This window comes from Streptomyces sp. NBC_01498 (genome assembly GCF_036327775.1).
Taxonomy (GTDB): Bacteria; Actinomycetota; Actinomycetes; order Streptomycetales; family Streptomycetaceae; genus Streptomyces.
Map to the genome: position 1 here is coordinate 3328164 of NZ_CP109598.1, position 12571 is coordinate 3340734.

A 12571-nucleotide genomic window follows, 5' to 3' on the forward strand; every position below is an offset into this window, starting at 1 on the left:
CCGCCACTGCCGGGGTGCCGCTCATCCCACCCTCGCAGGCCCGAGGAGCCCCCCATGCAACTCACCGCGATCATCGTGTCGCTGGTGCTGACCGTGGTCGGCGTCGCGCTCATCGCCCGAGCCGTCGCGCAGATCTACCGGTACGTGAAGCTCGGCGCACCCGTGCCCGCCGGCAGCCGCACCGACGACCCCCGGGCGCGCACGATCACCCTGGCCAGGGAGTTCCTCGGCCACACGCGGATGAACCGCTGGGGCGTCGTCGGCTTCGCGCACTGGTTCGTCGCCATCGGCTTCCTGACGCTCGGTCTGACGATCGTCAACGCGTACGGCCAGCTGTTCCGGGCCGACTGGATCATCCCGGGCATCGGCACGTTCCTGCCGTACGAGATCTACATCGAGTTCATCGCGCTCGCCACGACCGCCGGCATCCTCGTACTGATGGCGATCCGGCTGCTGAACCTGCCCTCGCGGGCCGGCCGCAAGTCGCGCTTCGCGGGTTCCACGGCCTGGCAGGCGTTCTTCGTCGAGTACGTGATCCTCACCATCGGCGTCGCGATCCTGGTCCTGCGCGGCCTGGAGGGCGCCCTGCACCACGTCGACGGCTACGAGGCGGCGTACTGGGTCTCGTACCCCCTGGTCGCGGCCTTCGACGGGCTCAGCCTCGGCACCCTCCAGAACCTCGTCTACCTCACCGCCATGATCAAGCTCGGTGTGACCATGGTCTGGGCCATCACCCTCGGCCTCAACACGACCATGGGCGTGGCCTGGCACCGCTTCCTCGCGTTCCCGAACATCTGGTTCAAGCGCGAGTCCGACGGCGGTACGGCCCTGGGCGCGCTGCGGCCGATGGTGTCGGGCGGCGAGGAGATCGACTTCGAGGACCCGGGCGACGACGACGTCTTCGGCGTCTCGCAGATCGAGCACTTCTCCTGGAAGGGCATCCTCGACTTCTCCACCTGCACCGAGTGCGGGCGCTGCCAGTCGCAGTGCCCCGCGTGGAACACCGGCAAGCCCCTGTCGCCCAAGCTCCTGATCATGTCGCTGCGCGACCACGCGCACGCCAAGGCGCCCTATCTGCTGGCCGGTGGCGGCAAGACGCCCGAGGGCGAGGAGAAGGCGTCCGCGGAGGCGCTGAAGGACGTGCCCGCCGCCGCCCTCGCGGAGGCCGAACGCCCGCTGATCGGGACGCTGGCCGAGAACGGCGTCATCGACCCGGACGTCCTGTGGTCCTGCACCACGTGCGGCGCGTGCGTCGAGCAGTGCCCCGTCGACATCGAGCACATCGACCACATCGTCGACATGCGCCGCTACCAGGTCATGATCGAGAGCGCGTTCCCGTCCGAGGCCGGGACGATGCTCAAGAACCTGGAGAAGAAGGGCAATCCCTGGGGCCTCCAGAAGAAGCAGCGCCTGGAGTGGACCAAGGAGGTCGCGTTCGAGGTGCCGGTCGTCGGCCGGGACGTCGAGGACCTCTCCGAGGTCGACTACCTGTACTGGGTGGGCTGCGCGGGCTCTCTCGAGGACCGCGCGAAGAAGACCACCAAGGCATTCGCGGAACTGCTGCACATCGCGGGTGTGAAGTTCGCGATCATGGGCGGCGACGAGAAGTGCACCGGCGACTCGGCCCGCCGCCTCGGCAACGAGCCGCTGTTCCAGCAGCTCGGCCAGGAGAACGTGGCGATGCTGAACATGGCCTTCGGCGAGACGCTTGACGACAGTGGCTCCGCCACGGGCTCCGACCCGGACACGAGGAAGCCGAAGTCCTCGAAGAAGATCGTCGCGACCTGCCCGCACTGCTTCAACACGATCGCCAACGAGTACCCCCAACTCGGCGGCGAGTACGAGGTCATCCACCACACACAGCTCCTCCAGCACCTGATCGACGAGGGGAAGCTGGTGCCGGTCACCCCGGTCGAGGGGCTGATCACCTATCACGACCCCTGCTACCTGGGCCGGCACAACAAGATCTACACACCGCCGCGCGAGATCATCGCGAAGGTGCCCGGCCTCCGTAACGAGGAGATGCACCGCCACAAGGAACGCGGCTTCTGCTGCGGCGCGGGCGGCGCGCGGATGTGGATGGAGGAGCGGATCGGCAAGCGCGTCAACAACGAGCGCGTGGACGAGGCCCTTTCGCTGAACCCGGACATCGTGTCGACGGCCTGCCCGTTCTGCCTGGTCATGCTCACCGACTCGGTGAACGGCAAGAAGAACGAGGGGAAGGCGAAGGAGTCGCTCCAGGTCGTGGACGTGGCGCAACTGCTGCTGGACTCCGTACGTACGCCCTCCGGCCCCGAGGACTCCCCGGAGCCCGCGGCCGAACCGGAACCGGAGCCGGCGGCGTAGCCCGCCTCCTGAAGAGGGCGCGGCCGGACCTGCCTCGGGGGCGGGTCCGGCCTTTCCCTTGCCGGTCCCGGCGGGCGCCTCCTGGGACGATCGGGCCGTGATCGCGATCGGTCTGTTTCCTTACCGCGACGCGCGAACTGGAGCATCATCTGAAGCACCATGTGGCGGCGAGTGCCATGTGCGACGAGTCGGAAGAAATGGGTGGGTGGGGGTCGTGCGCATACGCACCGGCGGCTACGGCGCGACGACGGCGGCACTGACCGGCGCCGGCCTCTGTACGGCGCTGGCCCTGCTGCTGACCGGTTGCGGCGGCTCCGACAGCGACGGCGGGCGGCCGGACGGCGGCGCCAAGAACGGTGACACGGCGCCCCGCTCCGGCGGCGCCTCCGTACCGAAGCGGCCCGTCCCGCGCGGCGACGGCAGCGAGGTCCCGTCCGACTTCAACGGCGACGGACACCGCGACCTCGTCCTGAACGACCTGGTCAAGGCACCCGACGCCATCCAGGGCGACGACGCGGGCATCGGCATCGTGTACGGCTCCGGCTCACCGCGCGGGATCGACCCCGCCGTACGCCAGACCCTCAGCCCCACCGCCAACGGCGCCGCCACCGACGGCGTCCTCCCGGCCGCCTTCGACGCGGTGGCCGCCTGCGACCTGGACGGGGACGGTTTCTCCGACCTGGTCGTCAGCACCGACCCTCCGTACGACGGCGTCGGCCGCCCGCCCGTCCCGCTCCAGCTCCTCTTCGGCGGCCCCGAGGGCATCAAGGGCAAGGCCGTCGTCCTGAAGATCCCCGAGAAGGCGCGGTACGGCGACGACTGGCCCGACCACCCGGTGTGCGGCGACTTCGACGGGGACGGCGAAACCGACCTCGCCGTCAGCGCCACCGAGGGGCGGGTCAGCCACCTCAGTGGCCCCTTCACGCGCGCGGGCGCGCCCGACGCCGCCGCGGCCCCCCTGCCGGGCGGCGGCCCCGTCCTGTACGCCCCCACCAAGGCCGACACCGACGGCGACGGCTACGACGACCTCGTCCACGCCCCCCGCACCCACGCACCCGGTCAGAAAGCCAAGGGCAAACTCCTGCTGGGCGGCCCGCGGGGACCCGGCGAGCCGGGCGGCACATACACCTTCAAGGCCGTCGCGCTCCCGCCCGCGCCGACACTGCCGGGCGCGGACGGCACCCCCACCACGGACCTGCTGGAGTCGTCGGACCTGACGGGCGACAAGCGCCCGGACATCGTGACCCGCACCCACCAGGCCGAGGAACGCGATCTCGTCGCGCTCCACCCGGCGGGGAAGGACGGCAAGCCGGCGGAGCGCCCGGTGATCAGCTTCAGCACGTCGATCTTCCTCAAGTAGCGTGACGGCCGAGGCCCACGGGACAGGTGTCGTCAGCCCCCCACTCGTGGTGCGGCAAGCCCCCCGGGGACCCCTTAAGGGATGTCACAGCTCGGCCGCAAAGGCTTGCCTGTCCGGGCCCTCCGGCCCTGCATCGGTCCACAGCGGGTACGTTCGGTGACGTGGCTGGATTCAGGATCGGACGCGGCCGGGACAACCGCACACGTCAGCAGCAACCGCAGCAGCAGCCGTACGGACGGCAGGCGGCACCCCCTCCTCAGTACGGAGGCGGACAGCCGGCGCCCCCGCACGGCAGACAGCCGCACCCTCCGCAGCAGCAGTGGCCCCCGGCGGGCGCCGGTCGACCCGGCCCCCAGCAGGGCGGTTACGGCTACCCCGGACCGGGTGGACACGGCGGTCAGCCCAGCGGGCACGGCGAGCCGGAGTACTTCGGCGACCCGTACAACCAGCAGCAGGGCGGCGGCGGTTCCCACGACCCGTACGCCAACAACCCCGGACACACGCAGCAGTTCAGCGTGGACGAGGACCACTACGGCGGCGGCGCGACGTACAACGCGGGCTCGGCACCCGCCGCCCCGACCGGCCCGCGCCTGCACTGGAAGCAGTTGCTGAGCGGCATCGTGCTGCGCCCGAACGCGACGTTCTGGCAGATGCGCGACTACCCGGTCTGGGGCCCGGCGCTGGTCGTCACGTTCCTCTACGGCCTGCTCGCGATCTTCGGCTTCGACGGGGCCCGCGACGAGGCCATAAACGCCACCCTCTCGACGGCGATCCCGTACACGCTCACGACGGGCGTGGCCTTCGTGGTCGGCGGCCTCATCCTGGGCGCGGTGACACACACCCTGGCCCGCCAGCTGGGCGGCGACGGAGCGTGGCAGCCGACGGTCGGCCTCTCCATGCTGATCATGTCGATCACGGACGCCCCTCGCCTGGTCTTCGCGCTCTTCCTCGGCGGCGAGAACTCCCTCGTACAGATGGTCGGCTGGGCCACCTGGGTCGGTGCGGGCGCGCTGTTCACGATGATGGTGAGCAAGTCGCACGACCTGCCGTGGCCGAAGGCGCTGGGCGCCTCGGCGATCCAGCTGATCGCGCTGCTGTCGCTGATCAAGCTGGGCACGATCTGACGTATCGACGCCGCGGGCCCGTCCTCCTTAGGGAGGACGGGCCCGCGGCGTTGAAAGGGCGTGGCTCCGGACCCGTGACCGGGCCTCTCAGACGTCCGGACCCTCAGGCGTCCGGCCCGTCCGGCCCGTCCGGCCCGTCCGGCCCGTCCGGCCCGTCCGGACCCTCAGACGTCCGGCCCCTGCCCGTCGCGGCGTACGACGGGCGGCTCGACGCTCCAGGGGAAGTTGATCCACCGGTCGGTGCGCCTCCAGACGTACTCGCACTTCACCAGCGACTGCGTCTTCTCGTAGATGACGGCGCTGCGGACCTCGGCGACACGGTCCGTACAGAAGTCGTGAACGAGCTTGAGGGTGCGCCCGGTGTCGGCGACGTCGTCGGCGATGAGGACCTTCTTGTCGGAGAAGTCCACGAGGTTCGGCACGGGAGCCAGCATGACCGGCATCTCCAAGGTCGTCCCGACCCCGGTGTAGAACTCCACGTTGACCAGATGAATGTTCTTGCAGTCGAGTGCGTAGGCCAACCCGCCGGCGACGAAGACCCCGCCACGGGCGATGCTCAGCACGATGTCGGGCTCGTACCCGTCGTCCGCGACGGTGTGCGCCAGTTCGCGTACGGCGACCCCGAAACGTTCGTACGTCAGGTTCTCCCGCAGGTCGCCCGCCCCCGTCATACCCGCGTCACACCTGCGTCCGGTGGAAGTTGAGATACGACCGGGAGGCGGTGGGCCCGCGCTGCCCCTGGTAGCGCGACCCGTAACGCTCGGAACCGTACGGGAACTCCGCCGGCGAGCTGAGCCGGAACAGACACAACTGCCCGATCTTCATACCGGGCCAGAGCTTGATGGGCAGGGTCGCGAGATTCGACAGCTCCAGCGTCACGTGCCCGGAGAAACCGGGGTCGATGAAACCGGCCGTGGAGTGGGTGACGAGCCCCAGCCGCCCCAGGCTCGACTTCCCCTCCAGCCGGGAGGCGATGTCGTCGGGCAGCGAGATGACCTCGTACGACGAGGCGAGCACGAACTCGCCGGGGTGCAGGATGAACGCCTCATCCCCCTCCGGCTCGACCCTGCGCGTCAGATCGGTCTGCTCGACGGCCGGGTCGATGTGCGGATACCGGTGGTTCTCGAACACACGGAAGAACCGGTCGAGCCGCACGTCGATGCTCGACGGCTGCACCATCGACTCGTCGTAGGGGTCGATACGTACGCGCCCGGAGTCGATCTCGGCCCGGATGTCCTTGTCAGAGAGAAGCACGCCCCGAGGATACGGGGAACGCGCGGACCCACCCCAACCCGGGCAACCCCGCGCGCCCCCGCCCATCGGCCCTCGTCAGCGCCGCACGGCCGCCACGGCCTTCACCGGCACGGCATGCCGCAACCGCGCACACCGCGGACACCGAATGAGCCGCCCGGGCCCGAGCCGCCCGGCGTCAAGCTGCTGCATCGGGAACGACGTAGTACTGAACACATGCCCTTCGGCACAGCGGACGACGGTGCGATCCATCAAGTCCATCAGGTCCCTTCCCCAAGAACGCGGACGAGCCCACACATTAGGGGATCAACGGGACGGCCAACCAAGCGGCACTCCGTACCCGGGCGGGGCCCGCCTCGGCACCGCCCGGGTACGGAGGCTACGCCCCAACTCCCGCGACCGCACGGCGGCCTCGAGCGAGGAGAGTCGACATTGGGGTAGAGTGCCCCCGGAAGCACCGCACACCACGGGCGCTCCAAGCGGGTGTAGTTTAATGGTAGAACATGAGCTTCCCAAGCTCAGAGCGCGAGTTCGATTCTCGTCACCCGCTCCACGACGAAGGCCCAAGTCAGCGACTTGGGCCTCCTTTGTTGTCTAGACCATTTCTTGTCCCGCCAGCCCTCCACCAGCCCTTTCTGCTGGCAGTAGCGCGGTTTCGGCGGCCTTCCGCGCGACGCGCGGGCCATTCCGCGCCGGACTTCTCGAATGGCGAGACGCATTTCCTGTGAACTGGGTCACGGGAGCGTGAGGCGTTGCGGCATTGCGAAGGCAATGCCGCTTCCTGCGAACTCCGCCCGGGGGCATGGAGCGGAGACAGGACCGCTGTTGCTGGCTAAGCGGTCCCGCCTCCGCCACGCCGCCTCGGGCGAGGCCGCCACGACCTCAGCCGGAGTGCTTCCGCGTCTCCGCCTGGGCCTGCTCGGCTGCTTCGCCGCGCTGCTGCCGGACTTCGGCGTCGATGCTCTTCGCGAGCTTCCCTCGTCTATCGCCACCTCGACGGACGCCTCTTCACAGCAGAAGAACAGGTCATCCTCAGTGACGCCACCGCCGAAGAACTCCAAGCCGTCGGCCTCCATGTCCACAACCCCGAAGCCGGAGTCGAAGCCGAAGCCGCCACGCGCGAGATGCTCGAACTCATAATCAAGTACGCCGTCTCCCACCACGAAGCCTTCGTCCCCTTCATGACCCACGAGGACCTGATGGAGTACGACCGATTGGCCTTGACCATCGGCGCGAACGCCGACAGGTACGCCCCGCACGAAGACTGAACGCACGGCAAGACGTCCCGTCGGGCATCACGTACCAAGCCTGAACGCCACGCCGCCCCGCTCAGGACGGAGAACAAGCAACCCCACGCGGGCCACCGCACGCACTGACGCAAGGCCCACGAACAGGACAGCGTGCAAGTCCTGGCGGGCTCTCACTCGGCAGCGGCCAAGTGGTGCCGGAACAGAGCGAAGCCGGGCCTCCCATCGGGAGGCCGGCTTCATAGCGTGGAAGTTCCAGCAGGCCCAGCTGAGTCGGCAGGGGCACACAGGAGCTGGTCCCATGTGTTCTCCGGCAGCACCCGGCGAATCACCGGTGCCGACGAGCTGAGCGAGGACGCGAACGCGGCGACCAGGCCGTGCGGCACGCTCGCGCTGAACGACGCAGCCCACAGATACGAGGCGCCCTCACTGGGTTCAGCCCACGCCTGCCAGGCCCTCGCCCCCGCATCATCCGCCTCGACCGTCAGGGCACGCGAGTCGGCGTCCTGGATAAGGGGCGGCACCTCGGCAAGGGCGAGGCGGGCGGTGAACGTGGGGTGCATCGCCGCCCCGTGAGGCTGGTCGGCATCGCGGAACCACCCGTGCGCGGTGACCGCGTCGAGAACTATCTCCGGACCGGCGGGCAAAGCCGTGGGCTGGCCACACCCGTCTACCGCCAAGAGAAAGTCGGCAATAACCTCGCCTGGGACATTGGGGGTGAAGTAGGCAGACCAGTCCGCGAGCGGACTACTCGCATCCGAACGGGCAGAAACCTGCCATGCGACCGGCAGCCCACCGAGATGAAACGGCTCGTCCGGCAGCACCCACTGAGCCCACCGCAAAGCGCGCGGACTGATGTGCAGCACGGTGCTGCGCAGCACCTGATGATCCTCCGGCAGCTCGTCGGGCTCACGCCGCCCGCGGACGACTGTCAGGCTCGTCCAGCCCAAGTCGGAAAGGCTGTCCGCGACGGCATCGTAGAGACGGCCGTCGTCGCCGGCCAGGTGCCGGGGGCCGACCCAGTACGCGGGAGACTCGCCGGTCGCGAGGGAAGGATCGAACGGGAAATGCGGATTCAGGAGCGCCTCCAAGGCCACGAGAGGGATCTTCAGAACGCCGATGGGAAGGAACGGAGCGCAAGACGCGTCAACAGGAGAGGCCCGGCAACGGGGTATCGATCCTGACCGGGCTGCCGCGCTACAGACCACCCGACCTGAGAATGCTCAGGCAAGGTCGTTTACGTTGACATGCGTTGCCCCGCATAGCCAGTCTTCCGTGAAGTTTTCCTGTCTGCCCCCGGCGAACTGGCCCCTGGGACCGCGCCCTCCAGGTTCCCGGACTCCGCCAGCCCCAGGCCCAGGGCATCCTGCACAACGTCATCGGCAGAGCCGACGAATCGCACAGCGGTGAAGGAGCGGAACACCTAGCGGTAGCGTCGTCGTTGAGGTCAACGGAGAGGAACCCCGCAGCATGCCGCAGCCCACGGACACCGCCCACCACCACACCCCACGCGGGCTCATCCTGGACTTCGCCGGGGTACTGACCGGTGATCCACGTCCCGTACACCGCGCCTGGTGCGAGTCGGAAGGGCTCCTCGCGGAAGCCTGGCGGGCGACCCTCAACGACGATCCCGAGGGCCGACGGCTGTACACGGCCCTGGAGATCGGCGAGATCGGCCAGGCCGAGTGGAACGAGGGAACCGCCGCCCTGCTCGGCACGCACGTGAACGCCGACAACCTGATGGGGCGAGCCTGGGCGAAAGTGCCAGCGGCCCAGCGGATGGCAGCGCTCGCCCGCGCCGCAAAGGATGCGGGGTACCGGCTGGCGCTCCTGTCGAACAGCTTCGGGCTGGAGCCGTTCAACCCGTACGAGCAGGCCGGCATTTGGAACCTGTTCGACGTCCACGTGATCTCGGAAGTGGTCGGTCTGGCGAAGCCGGACCCGGCCATCTACCAGCTCACCCTGGACCGCCTCGGCCTGCCGGGCCCGGCCTGCGTTTTCGTCGACGACCACCCGGTCAATCTTCCGCCCGCCGAGGCCCTTGGCATCACCACCGTCCTCGCGACCACAGAGGACCAGTCGGTCGCCGAGCTTGAGCGCCTGCTCGGTGTGAGCGCGGTCCTCCCGGTGTAGGCGTTTTCCAGACGCCCCCCAACTCCCTCTCCGCCAAAGGGTGCACGCATCCCTAGCGAAGTGGGTACGGTCCAAGCCTGACTTGATCGGCCCGGGGGGTCACTGCCATGCAATGGTCGGAATACACCACCGCCGAACGACTCAAGACCCTCCGCAGCGGGATGACGCAAGAGCAGCTCGCGGAGGCCGCCCAAGTATCCGTCGGTGTCGTACGGAAGCTGGAGCGCGGTGGCACCGCTTCGCTCCCCTCCCTGCTGGCCATCGCTTCCGCCCTCGGTACCGACATCGCCGTACTCCTCGGGCAGCAGGCACCGCGCCGCTCGATGGACCGTGACGAGCGGGCGGCCCTGCGTATCCTCTCGGCCGCCACGCATGACGCCGCGATCGGCATCCCCGCCGCCGCCGAGCCGGGCACCGTCGCCGAGCTCCGCACCGTCGTCAAGCGCGCGGACGCCGCCTATTGGGCAGGCCGGTACGCCGAACTCGGTACCGTGCTGGCCGCGTTGCTGCCGGAAGCCCGCGCGCGATACGACGCCGCCGGTAACGACGAGAAAGAAGCAGCAGCCGGCGTCCTGGCCGACGTCTTCCAGACAGCGGGTATGGCCGCCAACGTCTGGGGTTCGCGGGACCTCGCCTACGCCGCCCTCACCTACGGGCGACAGATCGCAGTCCAGGCCGGGGACGACCTGCGCGAGGCACATCTCGCCGCCACGACAGCGTGGGTGAACCTCCGTGACGGACGTACGGCGCAGGGTTTCGCCCTCGCCGCCGCCCAAGCCAACCGGATCGAGCCGAGGATGTCCGAGCACGACCCTGACCGGCTGTCCGTGTACGGGCAGTTGGTCACCAACGCAGCCGTGGCCGCCTCCAGGGGAGGGGCCTCTGCCGATACTGCGCGCGAGTACCTCTCCCAGGCCCACGCGGTCGGCGCCCGCCTCGGCGGTGAGTACGCACGCGGCGGCCCATGCCCAGCCGTACGGCCCGCTGTACGCCGCCACGCAGGCCATGAGCATCGCCGTCGCCCTGGGCGATACGGCGGGGGCGTTGCGGCTCATGGACACCATCAAGCTGGACGAGACGGTTCCCCTCGCGACGCGCGCCCGCTACGGACTCGATGTCGCCCTGACCCATGTGGAGTGCCGCCGGTGGGAGCGGGCGGCCGACACCCTGGAGGCGGTCTGCACCATGGCGCCGGGGTGGGTGCAGCACCAGATGTTGCCCGGAGTGATCATCTCGCGGCTGGCGGGTGTGTCCGTGGGCCGACTTCGCGGGCTCGCGCACGCGGCCGGCGTCCCGCTGGGCGTGCGCTGACCGCACACGACCACGACCCGTGGTAGTTCGGCGGTCAGGAGTTTGCCGACTGCCACGCTCCGTGGCAGTCGGCACGGCTGCGGGGGGCTCTACCTGTACGGGGCGTGACAGCCCGCCCCGTCCCCAACTTCCCCCGTAACCACGGCCCGTACCTGTTAGCGGGACAGCCTTCTCAGCACGCTTGGGGCATGCCGAACTCCCCGTCCGGCGGCCTCGGGCACGTCCCCGTCGCCGTCTACTCCTGCGCCGCCGAACCTCCCGCCGTACGCGAAGCTGAGCGTCGCGCTCGCAATCACGCCGATGCCCGCCACTGGCACGTCGCCGGGGTCTGGTCCGACGACGACCCCGCAGTGCCCCTGGACACCCGGTCGGGCTGGTCGGCCATCACGGGTGCCCTGTCGTCCGGCCTGGTCCGGGGCATCGTCGTTGCCGGAGCCGCACACGTCACCGACGATGCCGCCCAGTTCGCCGCGCTCGGCGTCGTCATCCGCGACCGTGGCGGGTTCCTGGCCGAGGCGACGAACAGCCCCTCCCGACACACGCCCGGCCAGCACGAGCGGCGCCGCATTCTCTTCGACGCGGCGGCCGGCTGGACGCCGTGGGGACGCCTCATCCCCGGAAGCGTCCAATGAGCGGCGTACGTGCGGAGGTCGGCGATCTCGTCCGGGACAGCACCGGCCGGCAGGCAGGCGATCGTGACCGACATCAGGCAGAAGCAGACCTGGGTCCTGCGTCGACCGGCGGGCGGCATGGCGCACCAGTGGGAGACAGACGACCCCGACTCCCTTCACGTGCTGGAGACCCGCGCGTCCCGGTCCGCACGCCGGCGGGACGCGCCTTGATCGACCGCCACAACCCATCCCCATCCCTGCCTCTGGAAGGCGAACCCGCTGTGTACGCATTCGGCTTGTGCCTCGACCAGCGCTACCTCGTCCCCGGACTGGCCGCCGTCACCGCCCTCGCCGACAGCCTCACTCCACGGGCTCGTCGGGATGTGGCGCTGCGCGTCCTCACCCTCGACCTGACTCCGTCCGAGGCTGTACTCCTCTCGCACCTCGCGCGACGGGCCGGATTCGGCTCATTCGACCTGGCCCACCGCTCCCCGCTCAATACCGCGCGGATGGCGGACGCCTCGTACATCAGCGTCACCACCTACCTGCGGTTCGAGTTCACCGCCGAGTTCGTCCGGCGCCCGTATGTGATCTACGTCGATGCCGACACTCTTGTCCGAGGCGACCTGAGCGCACCGCTGAACGAATTGCGCCCGGGTGAAGTGGGCGCTGTACCAGATGAGTTCGGTCCGTCGATCGGCGACAGTCACGCCCTGCCGGGTGTGGCAGAACGCTGGCCGCACCTGAAGGGCAGGCCGTACTACAACGCCGGTCTGCTGTGGGCCCACGTCGCCGACCTGCCCCGGGTACGTCGCGGAGTCGCTCACGCACTGGTTCGGCAACGTCGGCACATCCACCACAACGACCAGGACGCCCTGAACCTCTGGCTCCTCCATGCCGGCCGCGTTCGACCGGTCGGGCCCGGCTACAACCGCTTCGAGCTCGGCCGGTTCCTCGAACGCGGCAACTGGGCCCGTCGCGTTGTCGCCCGCTCTCCGCGCCCCGACGCCGCCGCACCCCTCGTCCACTTCGTGGGTCCCGAGAAGCCGTGGCAGGCCGCCTGCCCCCGCACCGAGGAAGTCCGGGAGTACCGCGCGCACCTGCGACACACCATGCGCCATGTCCGCGCCCTGGGCTCCGCCCACGCCGAGCAACCGGAGCTCCGATGAACGCCTCCCCCGTCGTCCC

The 12571-nt window shown here is 69.5% G+C and carries 13 protein-coding genes, 1 tRNA gene and 1 pseudogene; 11 read left to right on the forward strand and 4 right to left on the reverse strand.

The window, feature by feature from the left end:
• Positions 1-54: 54 nt before the first annotated feature.
• From OG875_RS14110 to OG875_RS14120, 3 genes are all read left to right on the forward strand, one after another.
• Entirely contained in the window at positions 55-2346 is a 2292-nt protein-coding gene (locus OG875_RS14110) for a (Fe-S)-binding protein (RefSeq protein WP_330174580.1), read from the forward strand.
• 214 nt (positions 2347-2560) lie between these two features.
• On the forward strand, positions 2561-3706 hold the full coding sequence (locus tag OG875_RS14115; RefSeq protein ID WP_443079113.1) for an FG-GAP repeat domain-containing protein: 1146 nt from the start codon (positions 2561-2563) through the stop codon (positions 3704-3706).
• Between the two features lie 161 nt (positions 3707-3867).
• The gene (locus tag OG875_RS14120) at positions 3868-4830 is read left to right on the forward strand and encodes a Yip1 family protein (RefSeq protein WP_330174581.1); all 963 of its coding nucleotides are present in this window, start codon (positions 3868-3870) and stop codon (positions 4828-4830) included.
• A 164-nt stretch (positions 4831-4994) separates the two neighbouring features.
• Here the strand turns inward: OG875_RS14120 and OG875_RS14125 are convergent, their stop codons facing one another.
• From OG875_RS14125 to OG875_RS14135, 3 genes are all read right to left on the reverse strand, one after another.
• Positions 4995-5501, reverse strand: coding sequence for a phosphoribosyltransferase (locus OG875_RS14125; RefSeq protein WP_330174582.1), 507 nt, complete (start codon positions 5499-5501; stop codon positions 4995-4997).
• A gap of 7 nt (positions 5502-5508) precedes the next feature.
• The gene (gene dcd / locus OG875_RS14130; RefSeq protein WP_330174583.1) at positions 5509-6084 is read right to left on the reverse strand and encodes a dCTP deaminase; all 576 of its coding nucleotides are present in this window, start codon (positions 6082-6084) and stop codon (positions 5509-5511) included.
• Between the two features lie 75 nt (positions 6085-6159).
• On the reverse strand, positions 6160-6342 hold the full coding sequence (locus tag OG875_RS14135; RefSeq protein ID WP_330174584.1) for a hypothetical protein: 183 nt from the start codon (positions 6340-6342) through the stop codon (positions 6160-6162).
• 218 nt (positions 6343-6560) lie between these two features.
• On the opposite strand from OG875_RS14135, the gene OG875_RS14140 reads away from it, so the two are divergent.
• Together OG875_RS14140 and OG875_RS14145 are read left to right on the forward strand one after the other, a co-directional pair.
• Positions 6561-6634 (forward strand) — tRNA-Gly (locus OG875_RS14140).
• A gap of 571 nt (positions 6635-7205) precedes the next feature.
• Positions 7206-7349: a hypothetical protein gene (locus OG875_RS14145; protein WP_330174585.1), complete on the forward strand. Its 144-nt coding sequence runs from the start codon at positions 7206-7208 to the stop codon at positions 7347-7349.
• Between the two features lie 218 nt (positions 7350-7567).
• Here OG875_RS14145 and OG875_RS14150 read toward each other — a convergent pair whose 3' ends face one another.
• Entirely contained in the window at positions 7568-8419 is an 852-nt protein-coding gene (locus tag OG875_RS14150; RefSeq protein WP_330177740.1) for a DUF317 domain-containing protein, read from the reverse strand.
• Between the two features lie 379 nt (positions 8420-8798).
• Here OG875_RS14150 and OG875_RS14155 point away from each other — a divergent pair, with 379 nt between their 5' ends.
• From OG875_RS14155 to OG875_RS14180, 6 genes and pseudogenes are all read left to right on the forward strand, one after another.
• Positions 8799-9461: an HAD-IA family hydrolase gene (locus tag OG875_RS14155; RefSeq protein ID WP_330174586.1), complete on the forward strand. Its 663-nt coding sequence runs from the start codon at positions 8799-8801 to the stop codon at positions 9459-9461.
• A 161-nt stretch (positions 9462-9622) separates the two neighbouring features.
• Positions 9623-9694 (forward strand): annotated as a pseudogene (locus OG875_RS14160) (helix-turn-helix domain-containing protein); the annotation flags it as partial.
• Between the two features lie 709 nt (positions 9695-10403).
• A complete protein-coding gene (locus OG875_RS14165; RefSeq protein ID WP_330177966.1) occupies positions 10404-10772 on the forward strand; it encodes a hypothetical protein in 369 nt (122 codons plus the stop codon).
• A gap of 188 nt (positions 10773-10960) precedes the next feature.
• Positions 10961-11404: a hypothetical protein gene (locus tag OG875_RS14170; RefSeq protein WP_330174587.1), complete on the forward strand. Its 444-nt coding sequence runs from the start codon at positions 10961-10963 to the stop codon at positions 11402-11404.
• A 63-nt stretch (positions 11405-11467) separates the two neighbouring features.
• Positions 11468-11614, forward strand: coding sequence for a hypothetical protein (locus OG875_RS14175; RefSeq protein ID WP_330174588.1), 147 nt, complete (start codon positions 11468-11470; stop codon positions 11612-11614).
• A 50-nt stretch (positions 11615-11664) separates the two neighbouring features.
• The gene (locus OG875_RS14180) at positions 11665-12552 is read left to right on the forward strand and encodes a glycosyltransferase family 8 protein (RefSeq protein ID WP_330174589.1); all 888 of its coding nucleotides are present in this window, start codon (positions 11665-11667) and stop codon (positions 12550-12552) included.
• Positions 12553-12571: the final 19 nt, after the last annotated feature.

Bases quoted from the DNA above. Each gene is read 5' to 3' on its own strand.
- OG875_RS14125 (WP_330174582.1), bottom strand. From the start codon at position 5,501: ATGACGGGGGCGGGCGACCTGCGGGAGAACCTGACGTACGAACGTTTC.
- OG875_RS14170 (WP_330174587.1), top strand. From the start codon at position 10,961: ATGCCGAACTCCCCGTCCGGCGGCCTCGGGCACGTCCCCGTCGCCGTC.
- OG875_RS14145 (WP_330174585.1), top strand. From the start codon at position 7,206: ATGCTCGAACTCATAATCAAGTACGCCGTCTCCCACCACGAAGCCTTC.
- OG875_RS14110 (WP_330174580.1), top strand. From the start codon at position 55: ATGCAACTCACCGCGATCATCGTGTCGCTGGTGCTGACCGTGGTCGGC.
- OG875_RS14135 (WP_330174584.1), bottom strand. From the start codon at position 6,342: ATGGACTTGATGGATCGCACCGTCGTCCGCTGTGCCGAAGGGCATGTG.
- OG875_RS14155 (WP_330174586.1), top strand. From the start codon at position 8,799: ATGCCGCAGCCCACGGACACCGCCCACCACCACACCCCACGCGGGCTC.